This window comes from Pseudoxanthomonas sp. CF385, from assembly GCF_900104255.1.
In the GTDB taxonomy this organism is placed as follows: Bacteria; Pseudomonadota; Gammaproteobacteria; order Xanthomonadales; family Xanthomonadaceae; genus Pseudoxanthomonas_A.
Window position 1 is genome coordinate 1 of record NZ_FNKZ01000003.1, and the last position, 18,367, is coordinate 18,367.

Consider the following 18,367-nt stretch of genomic DNA (forward strand, 5'->3'; position numbering starts at 1 on the left):
AGCACATTGCCATCGGCATCCACCGGCACGAAGCCGTGTTGCTGGCCGGACACCGCCAGCGCGGCGATGCGCGCGCGCACGGCCGGATCGATGCGGTCGAAGCAGTTCTGCATCGCCGCGACCCAGTCGGCCGCGTGCTGCTCGCGGCTGCCGTCCTCGCCACTCATCAAGTCCAGCGGTGCGCTGGCCGTGGCCACGAGCGTGCGCGTGGCCGGGTCGTAGACCACCACCTTCAGGCTCTGCGTGCCTGCGTCGATGCCGGCGGTAAAAGACATTGAACCTACGCCTCCAGCAGAAAAAGTTAGCGCTACCATTTCCTTGGGTAAAAAAAGGCGAGTCCCAGAATCGCCTCCTCAGAAACGCGGTCCGGTCGCCCGGAGCCTTTGCGACGCCACTCTAACCAGCGCCACAAGAAAAAGCGTGCTGCACCGCAGAATCCCATCGAAAACAAGGGCTTGAGTCCGCTCGCCGCACGACCACTCAGTGCACCACGTCAATGAATGCATTGATCGACAAGCGCCCCGTGGCGGGGTCCGCAGGAAGCACCCGATCATTCGCAATGCGCCCCGAATGCAGCGAGTTCCGCCGGTACACGATGAGCCGATTGAACACACCCTCGACGCCCGCCACGCGCTCGAACAAGGACGTGTCGCCGTCGATGTATCCCGCCTGCTCGTCTTCGTCGACTCGGCCCTCCTGTGCGAGGCATTCGAAGTACGCGCCATGACGCTGCTCATCGACGTATTCGAATCCGCTTTTCCGGTGGCGGTAGAAGTCCGTTCCGCCCCACCCTTCCCGGAACAGGTAGTGCACGGTGGCAAGACCATCCCTGTTGACCGAATCGATGTGCGGAATGCGCTGCAGGAAGTGCAGGCGGGTGGCGGGCTGGGTGACCAACGAGAAGTGGCACATCGGGAAGACGAAGCGGCCCGGCTCCAGGCCGAAGCACTCGCGCAGCAGGGGATTGAGCGTCGATTCCAGGAACGTTTCGTATGAAGCCGGTGCCGGTGCGCGAATGCCGGGAAACATCGTGGCCATCTTGATGTACTGGCGCGTGGCGGCTTTGCGCACCATGCGCTCAGGATCCGCCAGCAGGTTGTCGATGATCAGCAGCGGCGCGTGTTCGCGCCCGATCACCTGCTGCGTGATCCGGATTTGAGGGTGACGGTGCATCAGCATGGACGGATCCCGCTCGGCACCCGTCAGCGCGGCATGGATCGGTTGCCCCATACGTCCGGTCCGGCCTTGCAATAGCGATCGATGAATGCCTGTTGCGACGGCATCGTCGCCACGGCACGCTCGATGGGCTGCCGAATGGAACTCAGGAGCGAGCGCAGATCGTTGTCGGCCAACGCGCGCGCCAGCGGATGGGGCGGCCCCGGTGAGATGCCCTGGCCCAGCAACACGTGCGTCCACGAGTCGACGCGGAAGAGTTCGTCGGGATCCTGCCAGGCATGCGCGCGCTCACGCCACGCGCACAGACGTATCTCAAGCGACTCGGGCAGCGCCATCTCCCGGCATGCCTTCCACATGGGCTCATCCCGCTGCGTGGCGTGGTAGTGGAGGATGATGAAGTCGCGGACATGTTCCATCTCCGCACGACTGACGTCGTTGTAGAGCTCCACCAGGGACGGGGCGATGCCATCGAACGGGAACATCTGGACCAGGCGCACCACGGCGCTGATGGCAAGATGGATGCTTGTCGACTCCAGGGGTTCGATGAACCCGCTGGCCAGCCCCAGCGCCACCACGTTCTTGTTCCATGCCTTCAAGCGCCGCCCGGTGCGGAACGGCACCAGCCACGGATCCCGGATCGCTGGCGCACCCACATCCCGCAACAGTTTTGCGCGCGCCTCGTCGTCGGACATGTGCCGACTGGAGAACACCAGGCCGCAGCCCACGCGATGCTGCAACGGGATATGCCATCGCCACCCCGCCTCATGCGCGATCGCCCGCGTGTAGGGGACCGGCGGCCCGATGGATTCGGTCTGCACCGCCACGGCGCGATCGCTGGGCAGCCACTCGTTCCAGTCCTCATAACCGGTCTGCAGCGTCTGTTCAATCAGCAGGCCGCGGAATCCAGTGCAGTCGATGAACAGGTCGCCCTCGATGACCTGACCATCCTCGAGGACCAGCGACTGTAGCGAACCCTCGCCAACATGCTGCCTGACCTCGCGAATCTTGCCTTCCACGCGCAGGAGCCCGTATCCCTCGGCGATGCGGCGAAGGAATTTTGCGTAGAGCCCCGCATCGAAGTGGTACGCGTAGTTGACCTGGGGCTGCGTCTGCAGCGAGAACTGGTCGCCACGCGACGCGACGGTTTCCAGGCAGAAGTCGCCCAGCTCCGAGGACATGCCTCGACGCTGGCTGTCCAGCCAGAAGTGATGGAACGCCGCCGCCCACGTGCCCTGCCCCGTGATGCCGAACGGATGGATGTAGCGCTCACCCGGCCGCCGCCAGTTTTCGAAGGAGATCGAGAGCTTGAACGTGCCGGCCACCGCACGCAGGAACTCCTGTTCGTCGATCTGCAGGAAGCGGTGGAAGGTGCGGATGGGCGGTACCGTCGATTCGCCCACGCCGACCGTGCCGATCTGCTCCGATTCCACGAGGGTGATCCGCAGGCGGTCGCGGAACTGATGCGACAGCGCACAGGCGGCCAGCCAGCCGGCAGTGCCGCCGCCGGCGATCACCACGTTGCGGATATGTCCTTCTGGCGCGTCTGGCGTAAGCAATGCGTCGCTCCCGGATCAGCGGTTGAGGCGGTTGATGAGCATGGCGCGGATGCGCCTGGCCCGCGTCTCGTCGATGGCACCCAACAGGTCGCGCGCCTGCTCGGGCAGATGTGCCCCCGCGCGATCGGCCGGACCGAACACGTAGTGCTCGAAGATCGAAGCCCACGCACTTTTCTCGCGCTCGGGAAGATCGCGCAGCGTCCACAATGCATGGTGGAGCGCCGGCAACGGCGAGGAAAGGAAGTCGGGCGAGCGGCGCCACCAGTAATTCACCAGCACGTTGAAAGGCGCGAGACTGCGCACGTGGTGCCACCACATGCTGGGGATGAAGATGGCGTCGCCCGGTTCGAGTGTCGCGGTCTGCGCCGTGGAGAGCGCATCCCGGAACCGCGGGTGGCGCTCGAAATCGGGGCGATCGAAATCGACCACGCTGACCACCTGCCCGCCCGGCGTCGGGTCGAGTGGCCCGGGATAGAGATTTCCGATCTGATCCGGCGGAAACAGGGTGAACTGGCGCCGACCTACGACACTGCACGCCAGGTTGTCAGGGGCGTCGAAATGACAGGACGCGACGACGCGATTGCCGATCCAGATACTCGGCGGCGCATCGATGCCGTAGCGCGCCAGGGGCAGTCCGTTCGACGTCGCGAAGCCCGGCAATGCGCGATCGACCAGCAGCGAGGCCACGTAGTAGGTGGGCGGCTGAGGATCCTCGCGATGAGCCGCGATGCCGTCCATGACCTCGGCGAGGGACCCTCGGCGAACCTCGAAATTCAGGCGTGTGAAGTCATCGTTGTAGAACGGTCGGCTGCCGATGTCGGGTCCGCCATAGGAGTATTGGATCGGCACGCCGGCATCGAAGCTGCGCAGGTAGGCCATCGCCGCCTCCGCGGACTGCAACCCGGTCTTCACGAGTTCCCACCCGCTTGCGATGCCTCTCAGCACCACCGGCTGGCCCTGCGCCACGAGGTCCTCGAGCGGCAGTGCATCGGCGTCTGTGACGTCCAGTACCCGCATCGTCGTCCCGCTGTCCGGCATAGCCTCAGCCCGCATTGGACAGAGGGGCAACGTCTTCCGCCCGAAGGCGACGCTGCTTCTCCGCCATTAGGCGACGCATGTTGTGAAGCGAAGCCAGCATCAGGTACACGCCCTCCAGATAGCCTGCCCTGTTCAAGCCCAACAGATCGGCCCCGCTCAGTCCTGCGAGCCTCTCCCGGTCGATTCCATGCAGCCCGTTCACCGTCACGCGATGCCGGTCGTCGAGTTGGACATCGAGGTTGACCGGATGGATCAGGCCCAGCTCATCCAGTACCCGAAACATGTCCGCCCCGAAGTCGCTGCCATCCCGGATGCCGCGCAGGACATCCGCGACGTGCTCGAGATAGGGCGTATTGCCACCCTGTGGCAGGAACACCCGCTCGCCCGCCGTGAAGTTCACGCGTGGATGCTCGAGGTCCACATGCATGACGGGTTCCAGCTTGAGCTCGCCATCGATACGCTGCTCCTGGAATCCGATCAGGAACGGGCCTTTCGCCGCCGCCCCGGGCAGGTACGAGGCATTCCAACGCCCACCCTGCAGGAAAAGATTCTCGCGCTGCTCGAATCCCAGGAGCACGACGGACTGCCAGGGGCCCGTGCCGGCGTCCCTCCGCAGGAAGATCGGATATTCGCGCTGCAACTCGGCGAACTCGCTCGGGAACGCGGGCAGCATGCCGACGTCATCGCCGAACGCCGGGCCGAACCCGGTCGCCACGCGAAGATCCTTGTGCGCAACATTGTTGAGAAGCTCGTAGCGGGCCATCTTCTCTCCGGGGCCGGTCAAGACGCTGTTGGCGATCTGCCAGATGGTATCCCCGACGGCCGGACCGCGCATCCGCGCCAGTGGCCGCGGGCCATCCACAAAAAGGACCGCTGCTCGCGCAGCGGTCCCGCTCGGCGACATCCAGAGAGGGTGGCTATCGCCTAACTCAGAACTTGTAACGCATGCCCAGCATGAAACGCGGGTCCTGGTCGGCCAGCTTGACGATCATCTGGTCGGTGCGCGCGCGCCAGCGGACGTCCTCGCCCGTCAGGTTGATCGCCTCCAGTCCGAACGACCAGTGGTCGTTGAGCGTGTAGTTGACGCTCAGGTCCCACTGCTTGTACTCCTCCACGTAGTACGGATTGCGGCTCGCGCCCTGGTTGGCCAGGATCAGATACTCATCACGCCAGTTCCAGGCCAGGCGGACCGACCAGCCGTACTTTTCGTACATGAGCATGGCGTTGGCCGTATCGCTCAGGCCGGTGAGCGCGAACTGGTCGATGGCCGGGTCGCCGCCGTTGTCGTAGCCCACGTCGCCCTTGACCACGGTGTAGTTGGCCAGGACACCGAAGCCGCTGTCGCCGAAGAAGTACTGCCCGCCGATCTCCCACCCGTGCAGCTTCGCGTCGTTCTGGTTGATCGGCCGGTTGACGTTGAACTGGTACAGCGGATCATCGGCCTCGCCGTACAGGTTGTACGCCGCTTCGGTCGCGAGCGACTGCGCACCGGTGCCATTGAACGCCGCCAGGCCTGCTGGGTCGTTGCGCAACAGCGCGAGGGCGGTGAACAGCGATGTATCGTTCGCCGAGCATGCCGCCGCGTTGGCCGCGCCGACCTGGGTCACGCACGCCGCGCTGGTGAGGAAGGCGAGCGCCGCCTGCGCGTCCGGGCCGGAGGTCGGGTCCCGCAAGCCATACAGCGATTCCTGGCCGACGGTGTTGCCGATGAAGTTGGCCACCTGCTTGTTCCAGTACGTCAACGACACATAGCTCGCATCGGCGAAGTACCACTCCACCGCCAGATCGAGATTGTCGGATTCGAGCGGCTTCAGGCTCGGATTCTGCGCATTGCCGCTCGCCCGCACCGACGGATCGATCAGGACCGAACCGAACGGCTGTTGCGCGCCGGGGCCGGCGTAGAGGTTGCCGTACGGTGCACGGGCGATGCTCCTGCCGAACGAGGCGCGCCCCTTCAGTTCATCGGTGAAATCGATGCTGAAATCGAGGTTGGGCAGGATATAGCTGTAGTTCGCCCGCTCGCTAAAGGGCTGCTGCTCGTCCGACAGTACGATGCGGAAGTCGTTGTTGGCCTGCCACTCGATGGCCTCGGGGATCGCGATGACGGACGTGGACACGACGTCCGTCGTCTCGTAGCGTACGCCAAGCCGCGTGTTGGTGCGCATGCCGCCGAGGTCGCCTTCCAGTTCCACCTGGAAGTAGGCCGAATGCGTCTTTTCCTCCACCCGGTTGTCCGCCGCGCGTTGCGGACTGACGCCCAGGCCCACGCCGTACTCGCCCGCCGCCCACTGGGCGAGTTCCCCCGCATTGCCACGCCATACCGGCCAGCTGGACACGTTGTAGTCGTCGAACATGCTGCCGATATTGACCGGCTGCAGGAGGTCCATCAGTCCGGCCGCCGTATCGGAGTCGACGTTGGCCACGCCCCAGTCGCCGAGGGTCGAATAAGCTTCCGCCGCCTGGATGCGATGCGTGGTCGACTTGTTGGTATCCACGCCGAACTGGAATCGACCGCGATCGAAGCTCCACTCGCCGTCGATGCGGGCCTGCTTGATCTCGCTGACCTGGGTCTGCGCATTGATGCGAAGCACCTGCGAACCGACTTCACCTTCGACGAAACCGGGATTGACGACGCCGTTGGTGCCGGCGACGGCGTCCGCCGTTGACGGATACCAGGTCTGCGTTCCCACCGGCAGGCCGTTGTTGAAGACCAGCTCCTGCACCCACGAGCCACCGCAATGCGGCCCCGTCGTGCAGTTGTTGGTGCCGGCGATGCTCATGAAGATCGAGCCGCCGCCCGTGAGCGGGTCGTTGGGTCGGCTTTCGTTCTTCGAACTGTGCGCATCGAAGTTCAAGCGGAAGTTGTCGCTGACGTCCCAAGCTGCGTTGAATCCGAGCGAGCCCAGCTTGTACTTCTGCATGCTGCGTTGCTGTTCGATGCCGAAATCCTTGGTGCCGGCGATCTCGCGGATGTAGATCGGCGTGGCCACCGCGCCGCTGGTGTCGAACTCGATGTCGGTGTAGTTGCTGTTCTGCAACCACATCGCCTGCTCGCCCCGGTTCTCGGTGATTTCGTTCGTCGAGTAGGTGTAGTCGAGCGTCAGGGTCAGGCTGTCGGTCGGCGCGAACTGGACCACCGCTTGGCCATTCACGCGTTCGCGATCAAATTCGGAAAACGCATAGCGCAAGTCGTTGGGGCGTCCGTACAGCGCACCGATGGCAGGCGCGTTGACCACCGTCGGGTTGCCGGGCATGGTCCCGGTCCACGGCTGGATGTTCCAGTAGTTCTCGGTGGCCTGTACCGAGCCGCCCTTGCGCTTCTGGTGGCTGGCACTCAGGCTGACGCCGAAGGTCTTGTCGGGATTGGTGTAGCTGAAGATGCCCGAGAGTTCCGGGGTGATGCTGTTGTCGAACGGCTCGCTTTGGTCGGATACGGCCTTCACGCCCGCATTCGCGACGACGCCGTCGTAGTTGAATGGCCGTGCGGTCAGGATGTTGATGGTCGCGCCGATGCCGCCGCTGGGCACCTGGGCCTGGCTGGTCTTGTAGACCTCGATGCCATTGATCGCTTCCGCGGCGAGCTGGGCGAAGTTGAACGCGCGCGTTCCGCCGTCCACGCCGCCGATGGCGACCTGGCCGGACGCACCGAACGCGTCGGCACCCGGCATCTGGCGCCCATTGAGGGTCACCATGTTGAACTGCGGACCGAAGCCGCGTGCGGTGACCTGCGCGCCTTCGCCGTCGCGCCGCTCGATCGAGATGCCGGTGATGCGCTGCAGCGACTCGGCGAGGTTCGTGTCCGGGAACTTGCCGATGTCCTCCGCACTGATCGCGTCCACGACACCTGCGGCATCCCGCTTGATTTCCATCGCCTGGCTCAGGCTGTTCCGCATGCCCGTCACCACGACCGCGTCGAGGGTGGTGGCATCGGTGCTGGCCTGGACCTGTTGGGTGGTCGGGGCGGGCTGAGGCTGTGCCTCCTGTCCGAACGCGGGGTTGATGACCAGCACGCCCCCGACGAAGGTGAACATGGCCTTCGATTTGAATTTCGCCAACTTCCGGCTCATGAACTTGCCCTCAGGTCTGAAGTTCTACGGAAACAGCACGCGCTCATGGATCTCCCCTCTCGCTTACGATCGTATGGATGTATCGCCCCTCCCGGGGGCGGCCACGGGCAAGGCCCGTCTTCCAGTCCGGTGGCGGCGAGACCCATGGGCCATTCCGCATACCGGCTTTCAAGCGTGGTCGGACGACGACGCGATGGAGGTGGGGCTCTCCCGACAGGAGCTCTTGGTGGTAGCGCTACCATCGCGTTGGAGCGCAGACTAATCACGGGCGTTCGTGCTTGTCACCATGCACCGCAGCAAAGTTGCCGCCGCCTGTGGATGACGCGAGGATGCGTGGCAGAAATGCCGCTCGAGAAAACGATTTCAGGTCGCTTCGCTCGCAAGTAATGACAGTTTCGCGAAGCGGTCGTCGTCCCCTGCAATGGAGTTCACTGCGTGAAGAAGACCTCGAAGACGATTCGCCGCAAGGGAGGTGCCGTCACCATCGACGAAGTGGCGAGCCACGCGGGCGTTTCGCCAATGACCGTATCCCGCGTTGTCAACGGACACGCCGGCGTACGCGACGCCAATCGCGAACGCGTCATGCGCAGCGTGCGCGAGTTGGGCTACCGTCCCAACCTCGCCGCCAGCTCCCTGGCGGCGGCACAGCACACGTGCATCGCGCTGATCTACACCAATCCCAGCTCGAGTTACCTGCGTGAGTTGCTCGTCGGCGCCCTGCGCGGATCGGCGCGTGCGGCCGCACAACTGGTGATCGCTACCTGGGACGGCCTGGACGACAAGGCGAGCCGGACAGCGGCCAAACAACTGGCGAACAGCGTGGCGGGCGTCATTCTCCCTCCCCCGCTTTGCGAGTCGAAGGCCATCGTGTCCGAATTCCTGCAGGCGGGTGTGCCCGTCGTATCGATCGCATCGGGCCACTTCGGCGACACCCTCTCCTGCGTACGCATCGACGACCATTGCGCAAGCCGGGATGTGGTCTCGCATCTCATCGAACGGGGCCATACGCGGATCGGCTACATCACCGGCGACCCCAACCAGACCGCGAGCGCGCACCGCTGGCAGGGCTACCGGGACGCCTTGGCCGACGCCGGCATCGCGTACGACGACACGCTGGTCCAGCCCGGCTATTTCACCTATCGCTCCGGCCTGGACGCCGCAGAGCGGCTTCTCGCGCTACGCCGTCCACCCAGCGCGATCTTCGCCAGCAACGACGACATGGCGTCCGCCGTAGTATCGGTGGCCCATCGTCGCGGCCTGGACGTACCGAGGGATCTATCCGTCGTCGGATTCGACGACACCTCCGCCGCGACGATGGTGTGGCCGGAGCTCACGACCGTCCACCAGCCCGTTGCCGCCATGGCCGATACAGCCATCGACATCCTCCTGCGCGAGATCAGGCGGGGGGCGGCCACCCGCGTCGTCGTCAATCGCGTGCTCCCCCATCAACTCGTGCAACGTTCTTCCGTGGCAGACGGCCCCGTCTTCAAGGCGAAAGTGAGGAATGGAACGCCGCGGTAGGTGATCGGACCACCGATCGGCCATCGGACATGGAAGGCGACGCCAAGACAGTTTGAACAACGCGCGCCTGCGTCTGGGCTCCTGTCGAACAGGAAGGAGCTACGCCCGATGCTGCTGATACCACGCCGCAGCGCCCAGCAATCCCAGTTGCCCGTGCTCCACCCGCCAGACAGGCACCTGTTCCAGGCGTTCGGTCATGACGCCCTTGTTGAGGTAGCGCTGCAGGAAATGGCCGTCGTGGAGGAACGTGGGAATGTGCGCGGTGACACCGCCGGCGAGGTACACGACTTTCGCGCCGAAGATGATCGCGAGATCGCCGACGAGGCTGCCGAGCCAGCCGCAGAACACCTGCAACGTTTCCAGGGCCAGCCCGTCGCCGGATTCCGCGGCGGCGACCAGCGCACCGGCATCGGCATGCACCGCGGAACCGCCGCGCAGTTCGCACAGGCAACGGTAAAGATTCATCAAGCCGGTGCCTGACAGCACGTGCTCGTTGTTCAAATGGCCGCGCTCGCGCAGCAGGCGGCGAACCACATCCATTTCCAATGCGTTGCCGGCGGCCAGCGCCGCCTGGCCGACCTCCGTCGCCAGCACGCGCGGCGGATGGCCTTCCATCCACAACGCAGCACCCAGCCCCGTACCCGGACCGATCACCAGCGCCGGCGAGTTCGCACCGCGATCGGTGACGTGGGTCAGTGGCGAGAGCGTGTCGCGCGCCAGCATCGGCATCGCGTTGGCCACGGCCTCGAAGTCGTTGATGAGCTGCACCCAGGACAGGCCCGCGCCCTGGCGCGTCTGTTCCACCGACACCGCCCACGGCAGATTGGAATTGATCAGCCGGTCGCCTTCGAGCACGCCGGCGATCGCGATCACCGCCCCCTGGCAGGTTCCGCCCGCGGCGTAGTCGCGCAGGATCGAAGCGAGATCCGGATAGTCCGCGCAGGCATAGCGGCGATAGTCGTGGACCTGGTCCGCGTCGCGGCCGTCGGTCCAGCCCAGGCGCGCGTAGGTACCGCCGACGTCGGCGACGATGATCCGGGCACGGACCTCGCCCGGAACACGACCCTCAGATACGCCTGCCGGCACCCTGCCCGTCATCACCGTGCCCGCCATCCGAATGCCACGCTGCCCAATGCCGAAGAAACCCTGCAAGGATATCGTGTCCTGTCATGGCGTGGTGCGGACTCCTCCGGCCAAGCCTTGACCCTACGCCAAGGTATGCCCGTCAACGATGGCGTATCATGGCGACATGGCCCGATTCGCGCCCCTGCTGCGTGCCCTGCTCTGCCTGCTCCTGCTGGTGAACGGCAGCGCGTCCGCGCACATGGCCGCCGGCATGCCCATGGACGGCGCTGCACCCGCGGCGGTGGCGCATCACGATGCCTCCACGCCGCCGTGCCACGAGGACATGGACGCCGCGGACAGCACGGCGATGCAGGACGCCGGCGACCACGATCCGCAGGACGGCGTGCCCGATTGCTGCAAGGCGGGCGCCTGCGACGGCTTCTGCACCCAGCACGCGCCCGCCCTGGTCTGGCGGCTCTGGCTGGGACAGGCCGCACCGCTGCATGCGGCGGTGCCCGAGTATCACGCGGACGGACATGCCTCCGCGCGCCTCTCGCACCGGCATCGACCTCCCATCCTGGCCGCCTGACGCCGCACCTGCGGCGCTGTCCGAATGCCGGTCGCCTTGCGCGCACCGGCCCGCGATCACGACGGTCGCCGTCGCATGGCTGGCGCCAGGCGTCGGCACCCAGGATGAGATTGAATGAACCACGATGACCCCACGCCGGGACGCCTCGGCATGTTCCGGCCCACGCGCCGCCAGTTCGTCAGCGGCCTGGCGACCGGCGGCGTCGCGCTGGGCTTCGGCCTGGCGCGCCTGCCCGCTTCCGCCGGCACGCCCGCGCGCCGCGGCGGCGCTGCACTCGTCACCGGCACCGACTTCGCATTGAACATCGGCGCGATGCCGGTCGACATCACCGGCCGCACGCGCCCCGCGATCACCGTCAACAACAGCCTGCCCGCACCGACACTGCGCTGGCGCGAAGGCGACACCGTGACCGTGCGCGTCAGCAACCGCCTGCGCGACATGACCTCGATCCACTGGCACGGCATCCTTCTGCCTTCGAACATGGACGGCGTGCCGGGCCTGAGCTTCAACGGCATCGCACCGGGCGAGACGTTCCAGTACCGCTTCCAGGTGAAGCAGTCCGGCACCTACTGGTACCACAGCCACTCGATGTTCCAGGAGCAGGCGGGCCTCTACGGCGCGCTGGTCGTCGATCCGCACGATCCGCCTCCCTACCACCACGATCGCGAGCACGTCGTGCTGCTGTCGGACTGGACGGACCTGGAGCCGGCCGCGCTGTACCGGCGCATGAAGAAGATGCCCGAGCACGACAACTACTACCAGCGCACGCTGGTGGATTTCGTGCGCGACGCGAAGCGCGACGGCCTGGCGGAAACGATCGAGGATCGCGGCATGTGGGGGCGGATGCGGATGACGCCGACCGACATCTCCGACATCAACGCGCATACCTATACCTACCTGGTGAACGGCGCCGCGCCGGCGGGCAACTGGACAGGCCTGTTCAAACGGGGCGAGAAGGTGCTGTTGCGCTTCATCAACGGCAGCGCGATGACCTACTTCGACGTCCGCATCCCAGGCCTGAAGATGACCGTCGTCGCCGCCGACGGGCAGTACATCCATCCGGTCAGCGTGGACGAGTTCCGCATCGCGGTGGCGGAGACCTTCGACGTGCTCGTCGAACCCACCGGGCAGGATGCCTTCACGATCTTCGCGCAGGACATGGGGCGCACCGGCTACGCGCGCGGCACGCTCGCCGTCCGCGACGGACTGGAGGCGCCCATCCCGTCTCGCGATCCGCGCCCGCTGCTGACGATGGCCGACATGGGCCACGACATGGGCGGCCACGGTGCGGCGAAAGGCATGGAAGGCGGCTGCGGCGCCATGATGGGCGAAGGCGGTTGCGGCGCGAACATGGGCACGATGGACCACGGTGCGCATGGCGCGACATCGAACGCGCCGAACCACCCCGCCAGCGAGAAAGGCAATCCGTTGGTCGACATGCAGTCGTCCGCGAGCGACCCCAAGCTCGACGATCCGGGCATTGGCCTGCGCGGGAACGGGCGACAGGTGCTGACCTACGGCGCGATGCGCAGTCTGTTCGACGATCCGGATGGTCGCGAACCGGGGCGTACCGTCGAACTGCATCTCACCGGGCACATGGAGAAGTTCGCCTGGTCGTTCGACGGCATTCCGTTCGCTAGCGCCGACCCGCTGCGGCTGAAGTACGGCGAGCGCCTGCGCATCGTGCTGGTCAACGACACGATGATGCAGCACCCGATCCACCTGCATGGCGTCTGGAGCGACCTGGAGGATGCCGAAGGCGGCTTCCACTTGCGCAAGCACACCATCGACATGCCGCCGGGTACACGGCGCAGTTACCGCGTACGCGCCGATGCCCTCGGTCGGTGGGCCTTCCACTGTCATCTGCTGTACCACATGGAAGCCGGCATGATGCGGGAAGTGAGGATCGAAGCATGAAGACCTCCTTCCCTGCCAGACTCCATCTCGCCTGCGCCGTCGCCCTGCTGGCGGGCACGAGTGTTCCGGCCTTCGCGCAGCAGCACGATCATGCTCAGCATGCGCCACCGACCGAAGAATCGGCGGTGAAACCGGAGGCGCATGCACTACACGCTCAGCACGATCACGCTGCGATGTCGACGCCGCGCGAACCGGTGCCACCGGTCACCGCCGAGGACCTGGCGGCCGCGTTCCCCGACATCGACCACCATGCCATGCAGCATGCGCCGGCGTTCAACCACAAGGTGACCTTCAACCGGCTTGAAGCCTGGGATGCCGACGAGGGCACCGGCCAGGCGTGGGAAGGCAGCGCGTGGTTCGGCACCGACACCGATCGCCTGTGGCTGCGCAGCGAAGGCGAGCGCGTCGGTGGCCATACCGAAAGCGCCGACCTGGAGGTGCTGTACGGACACAGCGTGTCGCCCTGGTGGGACGTGGTGGCCGGCGTGAAGCAGGACTTCAAGCCCGGTGACGCGCGCACCTGGGCGGCCGTCGGCGTGCAGGGGATGGCGCCCTACCGGTTCGAGGTGTCGGCGACGGCATATGTCGGCGAAGGTGGCCAGGTCGCCGCCAACATCGAAGCCGAGTACACGCTGCGCATCACCAATCGGCTGATCCTGCAGCCCCTGGTGGAAGTGGATCTCGCCGCACGCGACGACATCGAATACGGCATCGCCAGCGGTTTCACCAGCATCGAAACAGGCCTGCGCCTGCGCTACGAAGTCACCCGCCGCTTCGCGCCCTACGTTGGCGTGGTGCACGAACGCGCGCTCGGCGACACCGCCGATCTCAAGCGTTCGGCCGACGAGCCCACGCGCGACACCCGCATCGTGGCGGGCATCCGGATCTGGTTCTGATGGAGCACACCATGAAACAACGCATGCCCCTGCCCCGCGCCATCGCCTCATGGCTACTCGCCGCATTCCTCACCGCCTGTTCGCAGGCGGTGCCGACGCCGGTCGAAAGCGCGCATGCCGCGCCACCCCGCAAGACCACCGACGCGGCCGCGCCGAAGATCGTCGTCCACCGCGACGCGTACTGCGGCTGTTGCCATCTGTGGGTCGAGCACCTGCGCAAGGAAGGCTTCACCGTGGACGATCGTGTCGAAGACGCGATGAGCCCGGTGAAGGAGCGACTGGGCATTGTCCCCGCCCATGCGTCCTGCCACACCGCAGAGATCGAAGGCTATGTCGTCGAAGGCCACGTGCCCGCATCGGACATCCGTCGCCTGCTGCGCGAGAAGCCCGCCATCCGCGGCCTGGTCCTGCCGGGCATGCCGCTGGGCTCGCCCGGCATGGAAGTGGACGGCGTCGACGCGCCTCCGTACACCGTGCTCGCCCTGGGCAAGGATGGAAGCACGAAGCCTTACGCCGAACACACGCCCTGATGGCACGGCCGGCACGGATGCCGGTCCTATGCTTGACTCTGGAGCGTACTCCAGGGTGCAGACTGCCGGCACTTCGAGGAGTTCCAGCATGAACATCGGCCAGTTGTCCCGACGCACGGGCGTCCCCATCGACACCGTGCGCTACTACGAAAAGCAGCGGTTGCTGCCGCCCCCGACTCGTACCGCCAGCGGTTACCGGCACTACGAGGCCGACGACGTGTTGCGGCTGACCTTCATCCGCCGCGCGAAGACCCTGGGCTTCACGCTGGAAGAGATCCGCGACCTGCTCGCGCTGAGTCGAGCCGACGACGGCGACATGGCCGCGATCCGTGCAGCGGCGGCGAGCAAGCTGGCCGACGTCGAACAGCGCATCGCAGAACTGACGCGCGTGCGCGACGGCCTGCAGACGCTGGTGAGCGCGTGCCCGGGCCACGGCGCACTGGACCAGTGCCCCATCCTGTCGGCGCTCGGGGGCGAGGCATGACCCACGCGCCAAACCCTCACGACGCGCATGCCACACCAGCGGCCACGCCTGCATGCTGTTCCGGCGATACGGGCCATGCGAAAGACGCCGCGGGCACCACCGATCCGGTCTGCGGCATGCAGGTCGATCCGGTGACCACACCGCATCATGCGGAACACGCCGGCAGCACATACCACTTCTGTTCCGCGGGATGCCGCGCGAAGTTCCTCGCCGATCCGGCGCGCTACCTGCAACCCGAGGCTTCGACACCTTCCATCGTCGTGCCAGCGGGCACGCAGTACACCTGCCCCATGCATCCGGAGATCGTTCGCGATGTCCCCGGCACGTGTCCGCTGTGCGGCATGGCGCTGGAGCCGATGCTGCCGTCGCTGGACGACGAAGAAAACCCCGAACTGACCGATTTCCGTCGGCGCTTCTGGTGGACCCTGCCCTTCAGTGCGGCGACGCTGCTGCTGGCGATGGGCGGCATGTATGTCACCGCCATATCGCCGACGGTCCGCACCTCGCTGGAGTTCGCCTTCAGCACGCCGGTCGTGCTGTGGGCCGCGTGGCCGTTCTTCCAGCGCTGGGCGCAGTCGATCCGGAATCGCAGTCCGAACATGTGGACGCTGATCGGCACCGGTGTGGCCGCGGCACACGGATACAGCGTGGTCGCCGTGCTCGCGCCGCAGGTGTTTCCGCCATCGTTCCGTGAGCACGGCCATGTCGGCGCCTACTTCGAAGCGGCGGCCGTGATCGTCTCGCTCACCTTGCTGGGCCAGCTACTGGAACTGAAAGCACGCTCGCAGACCTCGGCCGCGATCCGGGCTTTGTTGGGCCTGGCGCCGAAGACCGCGCGGCGGCTGCGCGACGATGGCAACGAGGAAGACGTCGAGCTGACGCACGTCCATGTGGGCGATCGCCTGCGCGTGCGCCCCGGCGAAAAAGTCCCCATCGATGGCGCGGTGATCGAAGGCCGCAGCCACATCGACGAATCCATGCTCACCGGCGAGCCGATGCCGGTCGAGCGCGGCCCGGGCGACCGGGTGATCGGTGCCACCCTCAACGGTGCGGGAAGCCTGGTGATCCGCGCGGAGAAGGTCGGTAGCGACAGCGTGCTGGCGCAGATCGTGCAACTGGTCGCGCAGGCGCAGCGCAGTCGGGCGCCGCTGCAGAAGCTGGCGGACCGGGTGTCGTTCTGGTTCGTGCTGGCGGTGCTCGGCGCGGCGCTCGCGACCTTGCTGGGCTGGGGCTTCTTCGGCCCGGCGCCATCGTGGACGCATGGCGTACTCAATGCCGTGTCCGTACTGATCATCGCCTGCCCCTGCGCGCTGGGCCTGGCGACGCCGATGTCGGTCATGGTCGCCAGCGGACGTGCTGCCCAGGCCGGCGTGCTGTTCCGCGATGCCGAGGCGATCGAGACATTGCGCAAGGTCGACACGCTGATCGTCGACAAGACCGGCACGTTGACCGAGGGTCGCCCGGCGTTCAAGGCCGTCCACGCGCTCGCACCGTTCGATGAGGACACCGTGTTGCGCCTGGCTGGCAGCCTGGACGCGGGCAGTGAGCATCCGCTCGCGCAGGCGGTCGTACAGGAGGCCCGACAGCGCGGACTGGCGCTTTCCGCCGCACAGGACTTCGAATCCAGCAGCGGCATCGGCGTGCGCGGTGTCGTCGACGGGCATCGCCTCGCTTTCGGCAATACCGTGCTGATGCAGGAGGAAGGCGTACCGTTCCAGGCCCTGCAGGCCGATGCCGACCGCGTCCGCGAGGAAGGTGGCAGCGTGATGTTCCTGTCGGTAGACGGCGCGCCCGCCGGCAGCATTGCCGTCGCGGACCCGATCAAGGCCAGCACGCCGGAGGCCTTGCGCGTGCTGCGCGACGGCGGCCTGCGCATCGTCATGGCCACGGGCGACGGCGAACGCACGGCGCGTGCCGTCGCGGCTCGCCTCGGCATCGATGAGATCCATGGCGACGTGCGACCGGCCGACAAGGCCGCCCTGGTGGCGCGTCTCAAGCAGGAAGGCCGACACGTGGCGATGGCCGGCGACGGCATCAACGACGCCCCTGCCCTCGCCGCCGCAGACGTCGGCATCGCGATGGGGACCGGCACCGATGTGGCGATGTCGAGCGCGCAGGTCACGCTGGTGAAAGGCGACCTGCGCGGGATCGCACGGGCCAAGGCGCTGTCCGAGGCGGCCGTACGCAACATGCGGCAGAACCTCGCCTTCGCTTTCGCATACAACGCGCTGGGGGTGCCGGTGGCGGCGGGCTTGCTGGGTCTGTTCGGTGGACCGATGCTGTCGCCGATGCTCGCCGCGCTGGCGATGAGCCTCAGTTCGGCTTCTGTGGTGGGCAACGCCTTGCGCCTGCGACGTGCACGCCTGCCGGGCGACTGAAACGCCTGCGGCCGCCCGAAGGCGGCCGCCGTTGAACGAAATTTCTTACTTGACCTTGGCGTAGGTCGCCTTGAAGGCGACACCGCTCATGATGCCGCCCGCATGGCACTCGTAGTTGGTGGCGCTGCGGAATTCGTTCTTCTTGAAATAGCTGACGATGTCGATGACCGCATTCGCACCGCGGTCCTTGGCGCCTTCCTGCAGGGCTTTCAGCGCCGACAGCGCGACCCAGCGGCAGGACTCGGCATCGGACTTGCCCACGCCGTTGGTCTTCTTGTTGGTCACGTCCTCGCCGAACCGGGACACCACGGTGGGCGTCTTCTGGCCCGCGAGGTAAAAGCGCACGCTGCCATCGATGCCGGCGGCCTTGGCTTCGGGCGAGTTCACCAGGTCCTGCAACGGCAGTTCCAGGCGGGTATCGGCAGCGAAGGCGGGCGCGGCCAGCAGGCTCAGCAGCGATGCGGTCAGGATGTGCTTCATCAATGTCTCCATGCGGGTGGGGTAACGATCCTCGGCGCCGATGATGTCATGGATTCCGTTGCGGGTCCGTGCAGGTCGTGGACTCCACGTGACCCGGTCACTCCGTGCCGGGCTCGGCCGCTTCGACATCGGCCTCCCAGCTGAAATCCGGATCGACCGCCGGCTTCCGCAGCCACGCCACCACATCGTCCGCCAATGCATCCGCAACCTTCTCCAAAGGCCCGCATGCGGACAAGGTGAAGGGGCGGTTGCTGACACGCCGGATCGTGTGGTTGCCGGTCACCACGCCGTCCTCGCGCAACTCCATGCGGATGCGACCCCACTTGGGTCCCGAGATGCTGCCACCGCCCGCGGTGTGGGCGCGCGTGATCTTGATCGTCAGCGTGTTGCCCGGCAGCGTAGCCACGTCGTCCTGCGCGCCCACCACGACGGCACCGCGCGAACGCTCCACGATCATCGCACTGAGGCGCGCGTTCCAGTCGCACTGGCGCACATTCGCCGATCCGACCTGTTCGTTGAGATACGGGACGATGGAGGCGATCTGCACCGGACCGTCGGCGGCGATGGCCGGCACCGCCGCCATCGCCAGCATTCCCCATGCACACCCCAAGACACGCTTGCGCATCACGAAATCCCCTGTTGGTTGCGAACTGCGCCGGTCGGGCACCCC

The 18,367-nt window shown here is 66.3% G+C and carries 16 protein-coding genes; 7 read left to right on the forward strand and 9 right to left on the reverse strand.

The features are described from left to right. The 6 genes from BLT45_RS15390 to BLT45_RS15415 form a co-directional block, all read right to left on the reverse strand. On the reverse strand, positions 1-275 hold a 275-nt coding region (locus BLT45_RS15390; protein WP_254771918.1), incomplete at its 3' end, for an FGGY family carbohydrate kinase. Positions 276-480: 205 nt separating this feature from the next. Then, the gene (locus BLT45_RS15395) at positions 481-1,230 is read right to left on the reverse strand and encodes a DUF6445 family protein (protein ID WP_254771919.1); all 750 of its coding nucleotides are present in this window, start codon (positions 1,228-1,230) and stop codon (positions 481-483) included. Then, positions 1,203-2,732 carry a tryptophan halogenase family protein gene (locus tag BLT45_RS15400; protein ID WP_254771920.1) on the reverse strand — a complete coding sequence of 510 codons (1,530 nt, stop codon included), beginning with the start codon at positions 2,730-2,732 and terminating at the stop codon, positions 1,203-1,205. Before BLT45_RS15400 ends, BLT45_RS15395 begins: the two co-directional genes overlap by 28 nt. A gap of 15 nt (positions 2,733-2,747) precedes the next feature. After that, the gene (locus BLT45_RS15405) at positions 2,748-3,770 is read right to left on the reverse strand and encodes a cupin-like domain-containing protein (protein ID WP_093302250.1); all 1,023 of its coding nucleotides are present in this window, start codon (positions 3,768-3,770) and stop codon (positions 2,748-2,750) included. Positions 3,771-3,774: 4 nt separating this feature from the next. Then, the gene (locus BLT45_RS15410) at positions 3,775-4,533 is read right to left on the reverse strand and encodes a SapC family protein (RefSeq protein WP_093303403.1); all 759 of its coding nucleotides are present in this window, start codon (positions 4,531-4,533) and stop codon (positions 3,775-3,777) included. A 166-nt stretch (positions 4,534-4,699) separates the two neighbouring features. Next, positions 4,700-7,837, reverse strand: coding sequence for a TonB-dependent receptor (locus tag BLT45_RS15415; RefSeq protein ID WP_093302256.1), 3,138 nt, complete (start codon positions 7,835-7,837; stop codon positions 4,700-4,702). A 435-nt stretch (positions 7,838-8,272) separates the two neighbouring features. Between BLT45_RS15415 and BLT45_RS15420 the strand changes: the two genes are divergently transcribed. Then, positions 8,273-9,358, forward strand: a complete 1,086-nt coding sequence (locus BLT45_RS15420; protein ID WP_093302261.1) for a LacI family DNA-binding transcriptional regulator — start codon at positions 8,273-8,275, stop codon at positions 9,356-9,358. Positions 9,359-9,457: 99 nt separating this feature from the next. Here BLT45_RS15420 and BLT45_RS15425 read toward each other — a convergent pair whose 3' ends face one another. Further along, positions 9,458-10,456 carry a glucokinase gene (locus BLT45_RS15425; RefSeq protein WP_093303407.1) on the reverse strand — a complete coding sequence of 333 codons (999 nt, stop codon included), beginning with the start codon at positions 10,454-10,456 and terminating at the stop codon, positions 9,458-9,460. A 151-nt stretch (positions 10,457-10,607) separates the two neighbouring features. On the opposite strand from BLT45_RS15425, the gene BLT45_RS15430 reads away from it, so the two are divergent. The 6 genes from BLT45_RS15430 to BLT45_RS15455 all read left to right on the forward strand — a co-directional run bounded on the left by BLT45_RS15430 (position 10,608) and on the right by BLT45_RS15455 (position 17,217). Continuing rightward, on the forward strand, positions 10,608-11,012 hold the full coding sequence (locus BLT45_RS15430) for a CopL family metal-binding regulatory protein (RefSeq protein ID WP_175455885.1): 405 nt from the start codon (positions 10,608-10,610) through the stop codon (positions 11,010-11,012). A 114-nt stretch (positions 11,013-11,126) separates the two neighbouring features. Beyond that, positions 11,127-12,929, forward strand: a complete 1,803-nt coding sequence (locus BLT45_RS15435) for a copper resistance system multicopper oxidase (protein WP_093302270.1) — start codon at positions 11,127-11,129, stop codon at positions 12,927-12,929. Next, entirely contained in the window at positions 12,926-13,825 is a 900-nt protein-coding gene (locus BLT45_RS15440; RefSeq protein WP_093302278.1) for a copper resistance protein B, read from the forward strand. The genes BLT45_RS15435 and BLT45_RS15440 overlap by 4 nt, the downstream gene beginning before the upstream one ends. A gap of 23 nt (positions 13,826-13,848) precedes the next feature. Then, complete coding sequence (locus BLT45_RS15445) at positions 13,849-14,355, forward strand: DUF411 domain-containing protein (RefSeq protein WP_254771921.1); 507 nt, start codon at positions 13,849-13,851, stop codon at positions 14,353-14,355. Between the two features lie 88 nt (positions 14,356-14,443). Continuing rightward, the gene (locus BLT45_RS15450) at positions 14,444-14,839 is read left to right on the forward strand and encodes a heavy metal-responsive transcriptional regulator (RefSeq protein WP_093302283.1); all 396 of its coding nucleotides are present in this window, start codon (positions 14,444-14,446) and stop codon (positions 14,837-14,839) included. Beyond that, the gene (locus tag BLT45_RS15455) at positions 14,836-17,217 is read left to right on the forward strand and encodes a heavy metal translocating P-type ATPase (protein ID WP_093302288.1); all 2,382 of its coding nucleotides are present in this window, start codon (positions 14,836-14,838) and stop codon (positions 17,215-17,217) included. The genes BLT45_RS15450 and BLT45_RS15455 overlap by 4 nt, the downstream gene beginning before the upstream one ends. 45 nt (positions 17,218-17,262) lie before the next feature. On the opposite strand, the gene BLT45_RS15460 is transcribed toward BLT45_RS15455, so the two are convergent. Both BLT45_RS15460 and BLT45_RS15465 read right to left on the reverse strand, forming a co-directional pair. After that, positions 17,263-17,697, reverse strand: coding sequence for an excinuclease ATPase subunit (locus BLT45_RS15460; RefSeq protein WP_175455887.1), 435 nt, complete (start codon positions 17,695-17,697; stop codon positions 17,263-17,265). Between the two features lie 97 nt (positions 17,698-17,794). After that, positions 17,795-18,322 (reverse strand): hypothetical protein, encoded by a 528-nt coding sequence (locus tag BLT45_RS15465; RefSeq protein ID WP_139188036.1) that lies wholly within the window; start codon positions 18,320-18,322, stop codon positions 17,795-17,797. Between the last annotated feature and the right edge of the window lie 45 nt (positions 18,323-18,367).

Excerpts from the sequence above, each read along its gene's own strand:
- BLT45_RS15395 (WP_254771919.1), bottom strand. The coding sequence starts at position 1,230 with ATGGGGCAACCGATCCATGCCGCGCTGACGGGTGCCGAGCGGGATCCG.
- BLT45_RS15405 (WP_093302250.1), bottom strand. The coding sequence starts at position 3,770 with ATGCCGGACAGCGGGACGACGATGCGGGTACTGGACGTCACAGACGCC.
- BLT45_RS15410 (WP_093303403.1), bottom strand. The coding sequence starts at position 4,533 with ATGGCCCGCTACGAGCTTCTCAACAATGTTGCGCACAAGGATCTTCGC.
- BLT45_RS15415 (WP_093302256.1), bottom strand. The coding sequence starts at position 7,837 with ATGAGCCGGAAGTTGGCGAAATTCAAATCGAAGGCCATGTTCACCTTC.
- BLT45_RS15425 (WP_093303407.1), bottom strand. The coding sequence starts at position 10,456 with ATGACGGGCAGGGTGCCGGCAGGCGTATCTGAGGGTCGTGTTCCGGGC.
- BLT45_RS15430 (WP_175455885.1), top strand. The coding sequence starts at position 10,608 with ATGGCCCGATTCGCGCCCCTGCTGCGTGCCCTGCTCTGCCTGCTCCTG.
- BLT45_RS15435 (WP_093302270.1), top strand. The coding sequence starts at position 11,127 with ATGAACCACGATGACCCCACGCCGGGACGCCTCGGCATGTTCCGGCCC.
- BLT45_RS15440 (WP_093302278.1), top strand. The coding sequence starts at position 12,926 with ATGAAGACCTCCTTCCCTGCCAGACTCCATCTCGCCTGCGCCGTCGCC.
- BLT45_RS15445 (WP_254771921.1), top strand. The coding sequence starts at position 13,849 with ATGCCCCTGCCCCGCGCCATCGCCTCATGGCTACTCGCCGCATTCCTC.
- BLT45_RS15450 (WP_093302283.1), top strand. The coding sequence starts at position 14,444 with ATGAACATCGGCCAGTTGTCCCGACGCACGGGCGTCCCCATCGACACC.
- BLT45_RS15455 (WP_093302288.1), top strand. The coding sequence starts at position 14,836 with ATGACCCACGCGCCAAACCCTCACGACGCGCATGCCACACCAGCGGCC.
- BLT45_RS15460 (WP_175455887.1), bottom strand. The coding sequence starts at position 17,697 with ATGAAGCACATCCTGACCGCATCGCTGCTGAGCCTGCTGGCCGCGCCC.
- BLT45_RS15465 (WP_139188036.1), bottom strand. The coding sequence starts at position 18,322 with ATGCGCAAGCGTGTCTTGGGGTGTGCATGGGGAATGCTGGCGATGGCG.